At 73.2% G+C, this 15,317-nt stretch carries 15 protein-coding genes, 1 tRNA gene and 1 other RNA gene; 9 read left to right on the top strand and 8 right to left on the bottom strand.

The window, feature by feature from the left end:
- Positions 1-76 precede the first annotated feature (76 nt).
- Positions 77-709 (bottom strand): HhH-GPD-type base excision DNA repair protein, encoded by a 633-nt coding sequence (locus tag ACIQUT_RS17160; protein ID WP_403563730.1) that lies wholly within the window; start codon positions 707-709, stop codon positions 77-79.
- Positions 710-837: 128 nt separating this feature from the next.
- On the opposite strand from ACIQUT_RS17160, the gene ACIQUT_RS17155 reads away from it, so the two are divergent.
- Both ACIQUT_RS17155 and ACIQUT_RS17150 read left to right on the top strand, forming a co-directional pair.
- Positions 838-1,656, top strand: coding sequence for a VOC family protein (locus ACIQUT_RS17155; protein ID WP_403563729.1), 819 nt, complete (start codon positions 838-840; stop codon positions 1,654-1,656).
- A 159-nt stretch (positions 1,657-1,815) separates the two neighbouring features.
- Positions 1,816-2,235, top strand: a complete 420-nt coding sequence (locus ACIQUT_RS17150) for a molybdopterin-binding protein (RefSeq protein WP_403563728.1) — start codon at positions 1,816-1,818, stop codon at positions 2,233-2,235.
- Between the two features lie 75 nt (positions 2,236-2,310).
- Here ACIQUT_RS17150 and ACIQUT_RS17145 read toward each other — a convergent pair whose 3' ends face one another.
- Positions 2,311-2,952 (bottom strand): TetR/AcrR family transcriptional regulator, encoded by a 642-nt coding sequence (locus tag ACIQUT_RS17145; protein WP_403563727.1) that lies wholly within the window; start codon positions 2,950-2,952, stop codon positions 2,311-2,313.
- A gap of 86 nt (positions 2,953-3,038) precedes the next feature.
- Between ACIQUT_RS17145 and ACIQUT_RS17140 the strand changes: the two genes are divergently transcribed.
- Together ACIQUT_RS17140 and ACIQUT_RS17135 are read left to right on the top strand one after the other, a co-directional pair.
- Positions 3,039-3,437 carry a cupin domain-containing protein gene (locus ACIQUT_RS17140; protein WP_403563726.1) on the top strand — a complete coding sequence of 133 codons (399 nt, stop codon included), beginning with the start codon at positions 3,039-3,041 and terminating at the stop codon, positions 3,435-3,437.
- Positions 3,438-3,455: 18 nt separating this feature from the next.
- Complete coding sequence (locus tag ACIQUT_RS17135) at positions 3,456-4,304, top strand: class I SAM-dependent methyltransferase (protein ID WP_403563725.1); 849 nt, start codon at positions 3,456-3,458, stop codon at positions 4,302-4,304.
- Positions 4,305-4,450: 146 nt separating this feature from the next.
- On the opposite strand, the gene ACIQUT_RS17130 is transcribed toward ACIQUT_RS17135, so the two are convergent.
- From ACIQUT_RS17130 to ACIQUT_RS17115, 4 genes are all read right to left on the bottom strand, one after another.
- Positions 4,451-6,247 carry an ABC transporter ATP-binding protein gene (locus ACIQUT_RS17130; RefSeq protein WP_403563724.1) on the bottom strand — a complete coding sequence of 599 codons (1,797 nt, stop codon included), beginning with the start codon at positions 6,245-6,247 and terminating at the stop codon, positions 4,451-4,453.
- A gap of 36 nt (positions 6,248-6,283) precedes the next feature.
- A complete protein-coding gene (locus ACIQUT_RS17125; RefSeq protein WP_403563723.1) occupies positions 6,284-7,861 on the bottom strand; it encodes a transporter in 1,578 nt (525 codons plus the stop codon).
- A complete protein-coding gene (locus ACIQUT_RS17120; protein WP_403563722.1) occupies positions 7,837-8,634 on the bottom strand; it encodes an ABC transporter ATP-binding protein in 798 nt (265 codons plus the stop codon). The genes ACIQUT_RS17125 and ACIQUT_RS17120 overlap by 25 nt, the downstream gene beginning before the upstream one ends.
- Positions 8,635-8,856: 222 nt before the next feature.
- Positions 8,857-9,021, bottom strand: a complete 165-nt coding sequence (locus tag ACIQUT_RS17115) for a hypothetical protein (RefSeq protein WP_403563721.1) — start codon at positions 9,019-9,021, stop codon at positions 8,857-8,859.
- Between the two features lie 545 nt (positions 9,022-9,566).
- Between ACIQUT_RS17115 and ACIQUT_RS17110 the strand changes: the two genes are divergently transcribed.
- Positions 9,567-9,842: a hypothetical protein gene (locus ACIQUT_RS17110; RefSeq protein WP_403563720.1), complete on the top strand. Its 276-nt coding sequence runs from the start codon at positions 9,567-9,569 to the stop codon at positions 9,840-9,842.
- A complete protein-coding gene (locus ACIQUT_RS17105) occupies positions 9,839-10,267 on the top strand; it encodes a type II toxin-antitoxin system VapC family toxin (RefSeq protein ID WP_403563719.1) in 429 nt (142 codons plus the stop codon). The genes ACIQUT_RS17110 and ACIQUT_RS17105 overlap by 4 nt, the downstream gene beginning before the upstream one ends.
- Here ACIQUT_RS17105 and ACIQUT_RS17100 read toward each other — a convergent pair.
- Both ACIQUT_RS17100 and ACIQUT_RS17095 read right to left on the bottom strand, forming a co-directional pair.
- Positions 10,242-11,201, bottom strand: a complete 960-nt coding sequence (locus tag ACIQUT_RS17100; protein WP_403563718.1) for a phosphorothioated DNA-binding restriction endonuclease — start codon at positions 11,199-11,201, stop codon at positions 10,242-10,244. The genes ACIQUT_RS17105 and ACIQUT_RS17100 overlap by 26 nt on opposite strands.
- Positions 11,202-11,389: 188 nt before the next feature.
- Positions 11,390-11,474 (bottom strand) — tRNA-Ser (locus tag ACIQUT_RS17095).
- Positions 11,475-11,546: 72 nt separating this feature from the next.
- On the opposite strand from ACIQUT_RS17095, the gene ffs reads away from it, so the two are divergent.
- The 3 genes from ffs (at position 11,547) to purD (ending at position 15,172) form a co-directional block, all read left to right on the top strand.
- An RNA gene (gene ffs, locus ACIQUT_RS17090) (signal recognition particle sRNA small type) lies at positions 11,547-11,645 on the top strand.
- Positions 11,646-11,710: 65 nt separating this feature from the next.
- Positions 11,711-13,858, top strand: coding sequence for a DNA polymerase III subunit gamma and tau (locus ACIQUT_RS17085; RefSeq protein ID WP_403563717.1), 2,148 nt, complete (start codon positions 11,711-11,713; stop codon positions 13,856-13,858).
- 60 nt (positions 13,859-13,918) lie between these two features.
- Positions 13,919-15,172, top strand: coding sequence for a phosphoribosylamine--glycine ligase (gene purD, locus ACIQUT_RS17080; RefSeq protein WP_403563716.1), 1,254 nt, complete (start codon positions 13,919-13,921; stop codon positions 15,170-15,172).
- Positions 15,173-15,317: the final 145 nt, after the last annotated feature.

The following is a 15,317-nucleotide window of genomic DNA, read 5'->3' as shown; positions in this document are numbered from 1 at the left end:
ACCGGTGACAGGGGTCAATCAGGGCGCGCTTTGCCCGGTCAATTCCGCTTGGTGGCCGGGCCGCGGGGCCGGTCCGTCACCCCTTCGCCTTCCCCGGGTTCGGCTTGGGCTTCGGGTTCGGCTTCGGGTCCGGCTTCGCCTTCGCAGCGGCCTTCATCTCCTGCTTGTACGCCCGCACCTTGGCCAGGGACTCCGGGCCGGTGATGTCGGCCGCCGACCGGTAGACGTCCGCCTCGCCGTAACTCCCGGCCGCCTCGCGCCACCCCTCGGGGCGTACGCCGAGCTGCTTGCCCAGCAGCGCCAGGAAGATCCGGGCCTTCTGCTCCCCGAACCCCGGCAGGTCCTTGAGCCGCTGCAGCAGCTCCGCGCCGGTGCCGGCGTCGGCCCACAGGGCCGCCGCGTCCCCGTCGTAGTGCTCCACGAGGTACGCGCACAGCTGCTGGACCCGCTTGGCCATCGCCCCGGGATAGCGGTGCACGGCCGGTTTCGCGGAGAGCAGCGCGGCGAACGCCTCGGGGTCGTGGGCCGCGATCGCGTGGGCATCCAGGTCGTCCGCCCCCATCCGCCGGGCAATGGTGTACGGGCCGGAGAACGCCCACTCCATCGGCACCTGCTGGTCCAGCAGCATGCCGACCAGCGCGGCGAGGGGACTGCGGCCGAGCAGCTCGTCGGCCTCCGGCTGCTGGGCGAGCCGCATCGTGATGTCCATGGCCCCAGCCTCTCGCGTGGCCGTGTTCCCCGCGCGGTCGGCGCACCGCGCGCCTAGCGTGAGTAACCGGAAAACGCCACGACCACGGACGAGCACGAGCACGAGCACGACACAGGAGTCGATCGATCATGGCTGAGTTCTCGGAAGGCGCGCCCTGCTGGGTGGACGCGATGTTCAAGGACGTGGAGGGCGCGAAGACCTTCTACGGCGAGGTGCTGGGGTGGACCTTCGGCGAGGCCTCCAGTGAGTACGGCAACTACACGCAGGCCTATTCGGACGGCAAGGCGGTCGCGGCCGTCGTCCCGCCGATGCCGGGCGCGGACGCCCCCTCGCAGTGGTGCCTGTACTTCGCCTCGCCCGACGCGGCGGCCACCGCCGAGAAGATCAAGGCCGCCGGCGGCACGGTGATGATGGGCCCGATGCAGGTCGGCAGCTTCGGCACGATGGTGATCGCGCAGGAGCCGAGCGGTGCGGTCTTCGGCATCTGGCAGCCCGGCGACCACAAGGGCTTCGAGAAGATGGGCGAGCCGGGCTCCTACGCGTGGGCGGAGGTCTTCACCCGGGACACGGGCAAGGTCGACTCCTTCCTCCCGCGGGTCTTCCCGTACGGCGCCCAGCAGATGGAAGCCGGCGACAGCCCCGAGGCGGCCGGGATGGACTTCCGGGTCTTCAGCGCGGGCGGCCCCGACAAGCCCGTGCTCGGCCGGATGCTGATGGGCAAGGAGTTCCCGCCCGAGATCCCCTCGTACGTCCAGGTCTACTTCGGGGTCCCGGACTGCGACGAGGCCGTGGCGAAGGCGAAGAAGCTGGGCGGTGCGCTCCACTTCGGCCCGATGGCCAGCCCGTTCGGCCGGTTCGCCGCGCTGACGGACCAGCAGGGCGCGGTGTTCGCGGTCATCGACATGTCGACGACGTCGGGCGAGATGCCGCAGATGACGGACGTCTGACCGGCCGCCGGCCCGAGGAGCGCGATGTCGGCCGGCCGCCTGCGGCGGGTGGCAGGCCGGCCCGCCGCCGTACGGCAGACCCGTACGGCACGCCCGTACGCCGCACCCGTATGCCACCACCCGCACGAGTCGCACGAGTCACGAGTGGGGACACCTTCCATGAGCCTGAGCATCCGCAACCGGCTGGCCGGCACCGTCACCGACGTCGCCGCCGGCGAGGCCATGACCACGGTGAAGGTCCGGCTGGAGGGCGGCCAGGACATCGTCGCTGCCATCACCAGCGACGCCGCCCGGGAGCTCGGCCTCGCGGCCGGCTCGGCCGTCAGGGCCCTGGTGAAGGCCACCGAGGTGGCCTTGGCCAACGAAGCCGTCGACAACATCAGCATCCGCAACCAGCTGGCCGGCACCGTCGCCGGCATCTCCGTCGGCGCCGCCATGGCCACGGTCACGGTCGTCGTCAACGACAGCGTGCTCACCGCCGCCGTCACCAGGGACGCCGTCGAGGCGCTCGGCCTGGCCGTCGGGGCGCCGGTGGTCGCGCTGATCAAGGCGACGGAGGTCGCCCTGGCCGTCGGCTGACCGGCCGGACCGGGACCAGGGGCAGGACCAGGACCAGAACCAGAACCGGGACCAGGGGCAGGACCAGGGTCAGGTTCAGGATCGGGCGGTCGCGGGGTGGTCGCCCAGGGCCGCGACGAGGAGGACGTACGCGTGGTCTGCCTCCGGGGTCAGCTCGGCCTCGATCTCGTCGTCGGTCCGCCCGGCCAGGGTGAGTTCCTGGACGCGCCGGAAGAGCAGCCGGTCCGCGGCGGCGATCAGGGCCGCGGCGGTCCGGGGGGCGATGGCCGGGGCCGTCCGCGGTGTGGCGGCGGCGAGGGCCTCGGCGAGCGCCTCCTGGCGCAGGTCGTGCAGTTCGCGCAGGCGCGCGCAGAGCGTGGGGCTGTCGGCGACCATGCGGGCGAAGGCGGGGCCGGTGAACCCGGCGACCGGGCTGTGTTCGACCAGCGTGGCGCGGAAGGCCCGGCCGAGGGCGACGAGCGGTGCCTCACCCGGGGCGCGCTCGGCGACCGTCCGCGCGAGGAGCTGCGTGAACGCCTCGTGGTGGTCGAGGGCCAGGTCCTCCTTGCGCGGGAAGTAGTTGGTGACCGTCTTCTTCGCGACGCGCGCGGCGGCGGCGATCTCGGCGATGGTCGTCTGCTCGAAGCCCTGCTCGATGAAGAGCCGGGTGGCGCAGTCGGAGATCAGCTGCCTGGTCTCCTGCTTCTTGGACTCACGGAGCCCCAGCTCGGTACCCATGCGCGAAATATTACCCCCGTAGCAAAATTCCTCTTGCCCACCCGGGTTCCCCTGACGTAAATTTACTTCCGACGTAAAAATCGCCTGTGAGGCTCCATCCTGAGGGAGGCACCGTGTACGTGATCACCCCGGCCGCCGGGAACGTCACCGAGACCCCGAACGCCCGTATGACCGGCCTGGCCGCGCCCAGCCGGGGCAGCGCCGAGATCAGCACCTGGACCGTGGTCATGGAGGCCGGCCGCACCGGCCCCGAGCACTCGGTCAGCCGCGAACAGGTCTGGACGGTGACCGCCGGAGCCCTGGAGGTCACCTGCGACGGCCGCAGCGAGACGGTCGCGGCCGGCCAGACCCTCGTCCTCCCGCCGGACCGGATACGCCGGGTCCACGCTCCGCAGGCGGCCGAGGCACACGTCGCCATGCGCGCGGACGGCGTGGTCTGCGTCCCCGGCGCCGAGGGCACCCGCTCTCTGCCCTGGGCCTCCTGAGGCCGGCGAGCCCGACGCATGGGCGAGCCGGGCGGGCCGCGGTCCGACGTGTGGGCGACAGGCGCCCCCTACGAGCGGTACATGGGCCGGTGGAGCAGGCTCGTGGCGGAGGAGTTCGCGCAGCAGCAGTCGGCGGATGTCGCCGACGGGCTGTGCTGGCTCGACGTGGGATGCGGCACCGGGGCACTGTCCGCGGCGGTCGCCGCCCGGCGGCACCCCCGGCTCGTGGTGGGAGCCGACCGGTCCCCGGGCTTCGTGGCCACGGCCCGGGCATCCGCGCCGCCCTCGGGGCCGGAGTACTTCGTCGTGGCCGACGCCATGTGCCTGCCGGCCCGCGACGCGGCGTTCGACGCGGTCGTCAGCGGCCTGGCGCTCAACTTCTTCCCCGACCCCGCCGCGGCGGTCGCGGAGATGGCGCGGGTGGTCCGGCGCGGCGGCCTGGTCGCGGCGTACGTGTGGGACTACGCCGAGGGCATGGGCTTCCTGCGCCGCTTCTGGGACGCCGCCCGGCGGGCGGACCCCTCCGCCGCCGCGCTGGACGAGGGCCGGCGGTTCCCGCTCTGCCGTCCGGAGCCGCTCCGCGCGGCCTGGGCCGGAGCGGGGCTCGCCGACGTGTCCGTGGCCGCGATCGAGGTGCCGACCGTGTTCGCCGGCTTCGCCGACCTGTGGGAGCCCTTCCTCGCCGGACAGGGCCCGGCCCCCGCCTACACGGCCGGCCTGGCCCCGGCCGCCCGGGCCCGGCTGCGCGACGCGCTCGGGGAGGCCGTCCCCCGGAACGCGGACGGCTCCGTCGCGCTCACCGCCCGCGCCTGGACGGTGAGCGGCCGCCGCCCGGGACGGCCCGTCAGGGCGGGCCGGCGGAGGTGATGGCGTCCGCGACGGACTCGGGGTGCCCGTACCCCGTCCGCATCCGGTCGTCCGATGTCGAGGACGGCCCGTCCGGGCGGTGGACCCGCGTCATCGCCGGCGCCCGCGGGCCCGAATCCGGTGACGCGAGGTCGTCGGGATGCCGGTCAGGAGCCGGTGGCCGGCGCCGGGTCCTGACCGGTCCCGGCGTGCTCGGGCTGCGCGGTGCCAAGCATCTGGGTCGCGGCCAGCCTCGCGTACAGCCCGCCCTCCCGCAGGAGTTCGGCGTGGGTGCCGGCGGCCCGCACCCGGCCGTCCTCCAGGACGAGGATGCGCCGGGCACCGGTCACCGTGGACAGGCGGTGGGCGATCACCAGGACGGTGGTGGTGCGCGCGATCTCCGCGACGACCTCGCGCAGCTCGTTCTCGTTGAGGGCGTCGAGCTGCGAGGTGGCCTCGTCGAGCAGCAGCAGCCGGGGCCGCCGCAGCAGCGCGCGGGCGATGGCGATGCGCTGGCGCTGGCCGCCGGACAGGGCCGCGCCGCGGTGGCCGACCTCCGTGTCGAGGCCCTGCGGCAGGCCGTCGACCAGCTCGGCCAGCCGGACCTGTTCCAGTACGCGGTCCAGGTCGGCGGGGCTCGCGCCGGGGGCGGCGAGCATCAGGTTGTCGCGCAGGGTGCCGGCCAGCACGGGGGCGTCCTGCTCGACGTAGCCGATGGTCCGGCGCAGCTCGACCGGATTCCAGTCACGCAGGTCGCGCCCGTCGACGGTGATGCTGCCGCCGTCGATGTCGTAGAAGCGCTCCAGCAGGGCGAACAACGTGCTCTTGCCGGTGCCGGAGGGCCCGACGACGGCGGTCAGGCCGCCGGGGCTGATCTCGAAGCCGGCCCCGTCCAGGACGGGCGGGCCGTCCTCGCGGTAGCGGAAGACGACGTCCCGGAAGACGATCCCGGCGCCCCGGCCGTCCGCGGACCCGGCCGTGCCGTCGGGCTTTTCGGCCGGCTCTTCTCCCTCTTCGGGGGCGAGTTCCAGCACCTCGTGGATGCGCCGGACGGCGGCGGTGCCCACCTGGAGGCCGCTGATCCCGCTCGCCAGCTGCGCGACCGGCCCCACCAGGTAGAACAGGTACAGCAGGAAGCCGATCAGCGAGGCGACGCTCATCGACCCGTTCGCGACCCGTGCCCCGCCCAGGCCGAGCACCGTCAGGAACGCCAGCTGCACCACCAGGCCGCTGGAGGTGCCGGCCACCGCACCCCACCGGGCCGCCCGAATGCCCGCCCGCCAAGCGCCCTGCGCCGAACCGTCCAGGGCGGCGCTCTCCCGCTGCTCGGCGCCGCTCGCCTTGACCGTGCGGATCGCTCCGAACAGCCGCTCCAGCCCCGATCCCAGCTCGCCGAGGGCCTCCTGGGCCTCCTTGCTGGCCCGGGCGATGCGGGGCATGACCAGGGCCATGCACACGCCGATGGCGAGGACGACGCCGAGCACGGCGAGGAAGAGGACCATGTCGAGCCAGGCCATCAGGACGAGCATGCCCAGCAGCGTGACGGAGCCGATGAGCGTGTCGACGAGGTTGTTGGTCGCCGCCTCGCGCAGCAGGGTGGTGTCGGCCGTCACCCGGGAGATGAGATCGCCGGGCGGGCGCCGGTCCAGGTCCGCGACCCGCAGCCGGGGCAGCCGCGATATCAGCCGCCTGCGGGCGCCCAGCACCACGCTCTCGGCGGCCCGTTCGACGGCGTACCCGCCGAACGCACCGGCCAGTGCGCCGCCCACGATCAGCAGGCCCAGGAGCAGCACCTGCCGGAAGACCGGCTCGTCGACGGCCAGCGCCTCGACGAACGACTTGGCCACCAGCGGCTGGGCGAGTCCGGCGACCCCGCCCAGCGCGCTCAGCGCCGCGCCTGCGGCGAGGGCCGCGCGGTGCGGGCGGGCATGTCCGAGCAGGGAGCGGACGGCCGAGTCCTTCATCGTCGTGGTTCCTTCTTCCTTCGTCCGGTCGGTGGGTCAGGACATCCGCAGCGTCGTGAGAATCTCGGGCGCCCTCTCGAACAGACGCCGTCCCATCGTCCGCAGGGTGCTCAGGACGGCCAGCAGGCCGTACGCCGTTCCCAGCGGCAGCAGCAGCCACGAGAACGCGGAGCCGTCCAGCGCTACCGCCGCCGCGATCACCGGGGCGATCACCACCGCGCCGAGCAGGGAGCTGCAGAAGTTCGCCAGGTGGTAGCCGCCGCTCTGGCCGGGCGCGCTCACGCTCCACGGGTCCTCGGGATAGGGGTAGGGGTGGAACACGCTGATGACCATGCCCATCGCGAACGTCACTCCGAGCAGCGCGAAGGCGACCCCGAGCGCCGCGGCGAGCTGGCCGGTGCGGCCGGTGGCGACGGCGACACCGGTGCCGACGGCGGTGAGCCAGGGCACGATGACGACCAGTTGGGGGAGCAGCCGCCCGACGAGTTCGGCGCGGGCCTGCGCGACGGTGCGCAGTGTGGCGACGTTGGTCCAGATCGCGGAGCCGTCGAGGGCGAACAGCACACCGGGGACGGTCAGTCCGAAGACCCAGGCGCCGCCGACGACGACGTACGGGGTCCGCATGCCGACCGGCACCATGACGACCGGGAACAGCAGGGCGTACGCCAGTGCGGCGATCATCGTCATCCGGTGCCGCGGCGCCCGTGCGAAGGCGCTGAACTGGTGGTGGGCGACCAGCAGGACCCGGCTGGAGGCGAGCAGACGGGCCCGCGGGCCCGCCGTCCGGCCGTCCCGGACTGTGACGGCCCGGGCCGTGGAGGAGTCCGTCGTGGTCATCAGCCGGGCCAGGGAGCCGTGCCACCACACCATCAGCAGCCCGATCAGGGCGGCGGTTCCCGCCAGTTCGAGCAGGGCGGTGCCGGTCCTGCCGTCGGCGGCGGCCCGGACGGCGTCGGCGGGCCAGCCCGGCGGGGTCCAGCGCAGGACCCGTACGACGACCGGCGGCAGGGCGAGGCCCGAGCCGGCGGTGGTCAGCAGCAGGTAGGCGGCGTACCCGCCGACCGCGGTCAGCAGGCCGCCGAGGGCGGCGGCGTCCTTCCCGCGCCGGCCGGTCAGCGCCCGCGCGAAGGAGGCCAGGACGGCCCGGGAGGCGACGACGCACAGCAGCAGCGTGAGCGGTACGGCGAGGACGGCGACGACCGCGCCGGGAAGGCTGTCGAACGCGCCCTCGGCGGCGCCGGCGACCGCACCGGTGATGATGACGAGGGTGCACAGCGGTCCCGGGCCGATGAGCGCGGAGGCGGTGGCCCCGGCGATCAGGCGGCGGGGCCGGACGGGCAGCACGGCGAGCCGCGTCGGGTCGGAGCTCTCGTCGCCGCCCGCGCCGAAGGACAGCGGCAGCGCCAGCCAGGCGACGGCCAGCCCGGCGAAGGCCAGCACGGCGAGGTCGGCCGCCCCCGGTTCGCCCCGGCCCGCGGCCAGGCCCGCCGCCGCGTAGCAGGCCGCGGCCACACTGATGCCGGCGCCGGCCACGAAGCCCACGGCGCGGGCGGTGCTGCGGCGCAGACTGCTGCGCAGGAGGGCGAGTTTCAGCCCGACGAAGACCCCAACCATGCGAGGCTCCCTCCCTTCGCCTTCCCGGCCGGGGCGCCGACCAGTTCCATGAAGCGCTCGTTCAGGCTCCGGCCGGCCCGTACCTCGTCGAGCGTGCCGTCGGCGATCACGCGGCCCTTGGCCAGGATGGCGACGTGGGTGCACAGGGCGGCCACGAGCTCCATGACGTGGCTGGAGAAGACCACCGTCGAACCGGTCGCGGTGTACTGGCGCAGCACCTCGCGGATCGTCTCGGCCGACACCGGGTCGACGCTCTCGAAGGGCTCGTCGAGGAAGAGGACCGGCGGGTTGTGCAGCAGTGCGGCCGCCAGGCCGATCTTCTTGCGCATGCCGGTGGAGTAGTCGACGACCAGCTTGTCGCCGGCCTCGGTGAGGCCGAGTACGTCGAGCAGTTCCCCGGCGCGCGCCTCGGTGTCGGCGGACGGCAGCTCCCGCAGCCGTCCCGTGTAGCGCAGCAGCTCGCGCCCCGACAGCCGCTCGAACAGGCGCAGGCCGTCCGGCAGGATGCCGATGCGGTGCTTGGCCTCGTACGGGTCCTGCCAGACGTCGTGGCCGGCGACCCGCACCGTGCCCGCGTCGGGCCGGAGCAGTCCCGTGATCATCGACAGGCTGGTGGTCTTGCCGGCGCCGTTCGGGCCGACCAGGCCGTAGAAGCTGCCCCGGGGGACGGTGAGGTCGACTCCGTCGACGGCGACCTTGTCGTCGAACTCCTTGCGGAGCCCGCGCGCTTCCACGGCCGCGGGGACCGTGCTGTCTTCGGGAAGGTGAGTCATGGAGGCGCCTTCCGCCTGGGTGGGGTGGGGGCATGCCTGCGCTCCCCGCCACTCCGCGAAGGCGGCCACGGCGCGCGACTCATCGCCGCACCTCCGGAAGTCACGGAAGAGGAAGGCAGGAAAGGAAGAAGAGGAAAGGCAGGAAAGAAGGGGCGGTGCCCGGCCCGGGGCGACCCCGCGCCCAGGAGCGCCCGGATCGGCCGTGACCGGCCTACTGCCGGATCAGCAGGGGAGCAGGCGCCGTGGATCGTCGACGGCGCCGCGCATCAGTGCGCAGTCGCAGGTTCCCGCGCTGTGCGCGTCCAGTGCGGCCGACTCCGCGTGCTGGTCGGACACTCGGACGGCGATGGACGGGTGGCGGGGCTCCATGGTGTGCACATCAGTCACTCTCCCCCGATGGACTGTTCCCATGTGATCGTAAGCAGCTGGTAACGAGAGAGCAAAATCCCGTTGATGGGACAGGCGGCATGGTGCGGCGGGGGCCCGCACGCCCCGGATCACCTGCCTGACCTGCTGCTGTGCACGCCGTCGTCCGGCGTCGACCGCACGAGCCCGTCGGAGCCGCCGGACCGGCGATCCGGACGTACGTGCAGACCGGGGAATGGCGAAGACCCCGGCCGCTGGAGCGGTCCGGGGTCTTCGCTTCGCCTGTACAGGCGGCTGCGGAGGATACGAGATTCGAACTCGTGAGGGGTTGCCCCCAACACGCTTTCCAAATGTTCGTGCGCCCGTCCGGCCAGGGCCGTACCCGTCCTGACCTGCGGCGGAGCATCCGGGGTGACCCCGTCCGGACGGGGTCGGACGGCCATGAATGAGACCAGAACTGAGACCAGGCAGTCTGGGTTCAGCGGGATCCCGCCTGCGTGACGGCCGGCCAGCCTAGGCTTGTCCTCAGGTATGGGCCCGCGGACCGCTTCGTGGAGGAGCCGATCATGAGTACTGCCCCGAACCCTCCGCTCCCGTCCCGTCGGCCTGAAGATCCACATCCGCTGCGGACGATCCGGGAGATCCGGGAGTCCTTGCCCGAGCAGCAGCACGGGCACTTCGACGCCGAACTCGCCGACACAGACATCGATGCCCTTCCGGAGATGCTTCACCGCTGGGCCACCCTCGGCAGTGACGGATTCCTTGACCGGCTTACGTCAGCCCCGTTCGAGGGCCTGGAGTTCGGGCAGCGCTCGTACGATGACGCGGCGGACGGCGAGTGATCTATCTTCTCGACACCGACGTGGTCGCCGAGATCACCACTCGGCCGAAGCCTGCTCCAGCTGTTGTCGCCTGGGCCCGTTCGGTTCCGGCCACCAGCCTCTACCTGAGTGTCATCACGATCGCGGAGATCGAGGCGGGCATTGCGCAGACAGCGGACCTGATGCGGCGTGCTGTTTTCGAGCGGGCGCTCGACGGCTTCCGCGATGACTACAGCGACCGGATCGCGGCCATCGGAGAACGCGAGGCCCTTGCCTACCTCTCCCTTCATCGGAAGCTGAAGAGCGCCGGGACCAGCATCGATCCACCGGACGCGCTGATCGCCGCCACCGCCTTGGCGAACGGGTGGACCCTGGTGAGCCGGAACATCAAGCACCTGGCCCGGACCGGCGCGCTCCTGCTCAACCCGTGGGAGTTCGGGGGCTGAGCCGAGGTCGGGTGTGCGTGCCCTCTTGAGGTCTGGCTCGGGGAAGATCTGCGCCGGGACGCGGGGTGCCGCGGAAGACCTGGCTGGTGTGCCAGGAGCGGTGGGCCCTCGCCACGGGGCGGACGCCCCGCTGTGGGCCGATGAGGGGGCGGCCCGCGAGCGCTATGACGTGCTCGTGGGCCACAGGGCTGCGGCCGACGAACTGCTGCGAGACGAGGATGCGGTGGCCGTCACCGACACCGAGGACACCCCTGTCGAAGAGCTTGTGGTGCAGCGAGCACAGGCAAAGGCCGTTGTCGACGTCGTCTGGGCCGCCGAACGCCCACCATCGCACGTGCGCGGCCTCCAGCCCGACCGGCACCGCCCCGATCCGTCCGTCGTAACCGCAGAAGGCGCACTGGTACTCGTAAGCCGTCAGCACCTGCTCCCGCATCCGACGGTCCCTCTGCCGGTGCACGGACGACAGCCGCCCGGACTCCGCCGGCTCCAGCTCCAGGCCGATCGCCTCGCACAGCTCGCCGTGGAGGGAGGGCGGGAAGTGCAGGTCGAGCAGTACATGCGCCATCCGCCCCAGCAGCGACGGCTCCTGCCGCAGGGCTGCCCGCAGCTCCGGCGCAAGCCGCCCCGAGGCCCCGGCCGCCCGCAGCTCCCGCACCGCGCTTCCGGGACTGCCGGGTCCGCGGTTGGTGCGCACTTCCCACACCCCATCGCTGACCAGGTGGTGGAAAGGGTAGGCGGGCGTCGTCTTGTTGGGCGGACCGTACTCGGCCAGAAGCTGCTTTAGGTCCTCCTCCACCGCGCTGTAGATCAGCTCGCCGTCGGCATCCTGCTGAAACCGACTGAGGGCGTACAGGAAGAGCAGCGGCTTGTGCGGAGCCCGCGCCCCGCCCTTGGTCCACTGCCGCAACGTTGCGGTCCGCTCCAGCCAGTCCATGACCGGCGATCGTAGTGACCTCCGACTCGGACGTGCGCGCACATGCGCCCGAAGCCTTGCCGACATGATTGTGGATGATTGGTAGGCAAATGTCCGAAGTAAATGAGACCAAAACTGAGACCGGGCGCACGACGAAGACCCCGACCGCAATGCGGTCGGGGTCTTCGTTTCGCCTGTTCAGGCGGCTGCGGAGGATACGAGATTCGAACTCGTGAGGGGTTGCCCCCAACACGCTTTCCAAGCGTGCGCCCTAGGCCTCTAGGCGAATCCTCCGCGACGAACAATACAAGACGATGAGGGGTGCTAGCGAACTCGATCCCGGGGGCCTCCATCCGCTAGGGTGGGGGCAGCCCCTCACGTGGCGCTATCTCACCCAACTCCCCCAGGGCCGGAAGGCAGCAAGGGTAAGTGGGCTCTGGCGGGTGCGTGAGGGGCGCTTTGCGTTCCGGGGCGGGTCCGGAAGGGCCGGCAGGCCCGCTTTGTCGGCGGGCCCCGATAACCTCGTAGACGTGTCGTCCCTTGCGCTGTACCGCCGCTATCGCCCCGAGTCGTTCGCCGAGGTCATCGGGCAGGAGCATGTCACTGCCCCGCTGATGCAGGCCCTGCGGAACAACCGGGTCAATCACGCGTACCTGTTCAGCGGGCCCCGCGGCTGTGGCAAGACCACCAGCGCGCGCATCCTCGCCCGGTGCCTGAACTGTGAGCAGGGCCCCACGCCCGCCCCCTGCGGCGAGTGCCAGTCCTGCCGGGACCTGGCGCGCAACGGCCCGGGCTCGATCGACGTCATCGAGATCGACGCCGCCTCGCACGGTGGTGTGGACGACGCCCGCGACCTGCGCGAGAAGGCCTTCTTCGGGCCGGCCTCCAGCCGGTACAAGATCTACATCATCGACGAGGCGCACATGGTCACCTCGGCGGGCTTCAACGCCCTGCTGAAGGTGGTCGAGGAGCCTCCGGAGCACCTCAAGTTCATCTTCGCGACCACCGAACCCGAGAAGGTCATCGGCACCATCCGGTCCCGGACGCACCACTACCCCTTCCGGCTCGTGCCGCCCGGGACGCTGCGGGACTACCTGGGCGAGGTCTGCGGGCGAGAGGCGGCCAAGGTCGAGGACGGCGTGCTGCCGCTCGTGGTGCGCGCCGGCGCCGGCTCGGTGCGCGACTCGATGTCCGTCATGGACCAGCTGCTGGCGGGTGCGGGCGACGAGGGTGTGACGTACGCCATGGCCACCTCCCTGCTGGGCTACACGGACGGGTCGCTGCTGGACTCCGTCGTGGACGCCTTCGCCGCCGGGGACGGGGCCGCCGCGTTCGAGGTCGTCGACCGGGTGATCGAGGGCGGCAACGACCCGCGCCGGTTCGTCGCCGACCTGCTGGAACGGCTGCGCGACCTGGTGATCCTGGCCGCCGTGCCCGACGCCGGGGAGAAGGGGCTCATCGACGCCCCCGCCGACGTGGTCGAGCGGATGCAGGCCCAGGCCTCCGTGTTCGGGGCGGCCGAGCTGAGCCGCGCCGCCGACCTGGTCAACACCGGACTCACCGAGATGCGGGGCGCGACCTCGCCGCGGCTGCAGCTGGAGCTGATCTGCGCCCGCGTGCTGCTGCCCGCCGCCTTCGACGACGAGCGCTCGCTCCAGGCCCGCCTGGAGCGGCTGGAGCGCGGGGGCGCCGCCCTCGCCGCCGCTGCCGGTGCGGGCGCGCCTGTTGCCGCTGCGTCCGCGGTCGCCGTTCCCGCCATGGGGTACGTGCCCGGGCCCGAGGCGCACGCCATGGCCCCGGTCGCGCCCGCTGCCCCCGCGGCGCCCGCTGCCTCTGCGCCTGCTGACGGTGTTCCGGCTCCTGTCGCCGCCGCTCCTGTCGCCGCCGCTCCTGTCGCGGCCGCGCCCGCCGCGGCCGCGCAGCCCGGGGCCTGGCCCGGGGCCGCGCAGCCCGGGGCCGGGGCCCGCGGGGCCTGGCCCACCGCGGCCGCGCCCGGCCAGGGGATCCCGGCGCCCGCCGCCGCGGCTCCCGCCCCGGCCGCACAGGCCCCGGCGGCCGCGGCTCCGGCGCCCGCCGCCGCGCCGTCCCCCGGGATGGCTGCCGGCGCCGGGCAGGTGCAGGCGATGTGGCCCGGGGTCCTGGAGGCCGTGAAGAACCGCCGCCGCTTCACCTGGATCCTGCTCAGCCAGAACGCCCAGGTCACCGGCTTCGACGGGACGACCCTGCAGCTCGGCTTCCCGAATGCCGGAGCCCGCGACAACTTCGCGAGCAGCGGCAGCGAGGACGTGCTCAAGGCCGTCCTGGCCGAGCAGTTCCAGGTCAACTGGAAGATCGACGCCGTCGTGGGCCAGGGCGGCCCGTCGGTATCGCAGGCCGCCTCCGCGTACGCCGCGCCCGCGTACGCCGCCCCGGCCGCGCCCGCCTACAGCCCGCCGCCGCCCGCTCCCGCGCCGGCCCCGGTGCAGCAGGCTCCGGCTGCCGCCCCGCAGCCGCCCCGGCCGCCGCAGGCCGCCGCCGCGCCGCAGCCCCCCGTACAGCAGGCGCCCCCGCCGGTGGCGCCGGAGGACGACGTACCGGAGGAGGACGACCCCGACCTCGTCGACAGCGCCCTCACCGGGCACGAGCTGATCGTGCGCGAGCTCGGGGCCACCGTTGTGGAGGAATACACGAACGAGTAGGGGCCCGCGTTTGGGTGGCCGCACGAAGGTCCGGCCGCCCGGCGGGCTAGGCTGCATGGCGTGAAGGTCCTCGTCATCGGCGGCGGCGCCCGCGAACACGCCCTGTGCCGCTCTCTGTCCCTCGACCCCGACGTCAACGCGCTCCACTGCGCCCCCGGCAACGCCGGCATCGCCGAGGTGGCGGAGCTGCGCCCGGTCGACGCCAACGACGGCGCGGCCGTGGCCGGCCTGGCCACGGAGCTCGGCGCCGACCTGGTCGTCATCGGCCCCGAGGCGCCGCTGGTCGCCGGTGTCGCCGACGCCGTCCGCGCCGTCGGCATCCCCGTCTTCGGCCCCTCCGCCGAAGCGGCGCAGCTGGAGGGCTCGAAGGCGTTCGCGAAGGACGTGATGGCCGCGGCCGGCGTCCCGACGGCGCGCAGCTACGTGTGCACCACCCCCGAGGAGGTGGAGGCGGCCCTCGACGCCTTCGGCGCGCCCTACGTCGTCAAGGACGACGGCCTCGCCGCCGGCAAGGGCGTCGTGGTCACCGACGACCTGGACGCCGCCCGCGAGCACGCCCTGGCCTGCGACCGCGTCGTCATCGAGGAGTACCTGGACGGCCCCGAGGTCTCCCTCTTCGCGATCACCGACGGCACCACCGTCCTCCCGCTGCAGCCCGCGCAGGACTTCAAGCGCGCCCTCGACGGCGACGCGGGGCCCAACACCGGCGGGATGGGCGCGTACTCGCCGCTGCCGTGGGCCGACCCGAAGCTCGTCGACGAGGTCCTGGAGACGGTGCTCCAGCCGACCGTGGACGAGCTCCGCCACCGCGGAACCCCCTTCTCCGGCCTGCTGTACGCCGGACTCGCGATCACCTCGCGCGGTGTGCGCGTCATCGAGTTCAACGCCCGCTTCGGCGACCCCGAGACGCAGGTCGTCCTGGCCCGGCTGCGGACCCCACTCGCGGGCCTGCTGCTGAACGCCGCCCAGGGCACCCTGGAGTCCCAGCCGCCGCTGGCCTGGCGTGAGGACGCGGCCGTCACGGTCGTCATCGCCTCCCACAACTACCCGGGCACCCCGCGCACCGGCGACCCGATCGAGGGCCTGGCCGAGGTGGCCGCCGAGGACGGCCCCGACACGTACGTGCTGCACGCCGGGACCCGGCGCGAGGGCGACGCGGTCGTCAGCGCGGGCGGCCGCGTCCTGTCGGTGACGGCCACCGGCTCCGACCTGGCGCAGGCCCGCGAGAAGGCGTACAGGGCCGTCGCACGGATCCGCCTGGACGGCTCCCACCACCGCACGGACATCGCGGCCAAGGCGGCCGGCACGGCCTGAGGACGCCGAGCGGCAGCACCGTCACGACGCGGGCCCGGTACGCACACAGGTGCGGACCGGGCCCGCACGCCTGTGCGTGTGCGGGCGCCGCGCCCGCACGTGTGCGACTGCATCGGGCCGCGTTCGAACGCAGCAGCTTTAGCCA

The organism is Streptomyces sp. NPDC090445 (assembly GCF_044769385.1).
Taxonomy (GTDB): domain Bacteria; phylum Actinomycetota; class Actinomycetes; order Streptomycetales; family Streptomycetaceae; genus Streptomyces.
Note: the sequence above shows the minus strand (reverse complement) of the source record. Positions and strands in the feature narration are given on the sequence as shown.

What these genes read in the sequence shown, in the direction of transcription:
- ACIQUT_RS17160 (WP_403563730.1), bottom strand. Translation starts at nt 709, where the DNA reads ATGGACATCACGATGCGGCTCGCCCAGCAGCCGGAGGCCGACGAGCTG.
- ACIQUT_RS17155 (WP_403563729.1), top strand. Translation starts at nt 838, where the DNA reads ATGGCTGAGTTCTCGGAAGGCGCGCCCTGCTGGGTGGACGCGATGTTC.
- ACIQUT_RS17150 (WP_403563728.1), top strand. Translation starts at nt 1,816, where the DNA reads ATGAGCCTGAGCATCCGCAACCGGCTGGCCGGCACCGTCACCGACGTC.
- ACIQUT_RS17145 (WP_403563727.1), bottom strand. Translation starts at nt 2,952, where the DNA reads ATGGGTACCGAGCTGGGGCTCCGTGAGTCCAAGAAGCAGGAGACCAGG.
- ACIQUT_RS17135 (WP_403563725.1), top strand. Translation starts at nt 3,456, where the DNA reads ATGGGCGAGCCGGGCGGGCCGCGGTCCGACGTGTGGGCGACAGGCGCC.
- ACIQUT_RS17130 (WP_403563724.1), bottom strand. Translation starts at nt 6,247, where the DNA reads ATGAAGGACTCGGCCGTCCGCTCCCTGCTCGGACATGCCCGCCCGCAC.
- ACIQUT_RS17125 (WP_403563723.1), bottom strand. Translation starts at nt 7,861, where the DNA reads ATGGTTGGGGTCTTCGTCGGGCTGAAACTCGCCCTCCTGCGCAGCAGT.
- ACIQUT_RS17120 (WP_403563722.1), bottom strand. Translation starts at nt 8,634, where the DNA reads ATGACTCACCTTCCCGAAGACAGCACGGTCCCCGCGGCCGTGGAAGCG.
- ACIQUT_RS17110 (WP_403563720.1), top strand. Translation starts at nt 9,567, where the DNA reads ATGAGTACTGCCCCGAACCCTCCGCTCCCGTCCCGTCGGCCTGAAGAT.
- ACIQUT_RS17100 (WP_403563718.1), bottom strand. Translation starts at nt 11,201, where the DNA reads ATGGACTGGCTGGAGCGGACCGCAACGTTGCGGCAGTGGACCAAGGGC.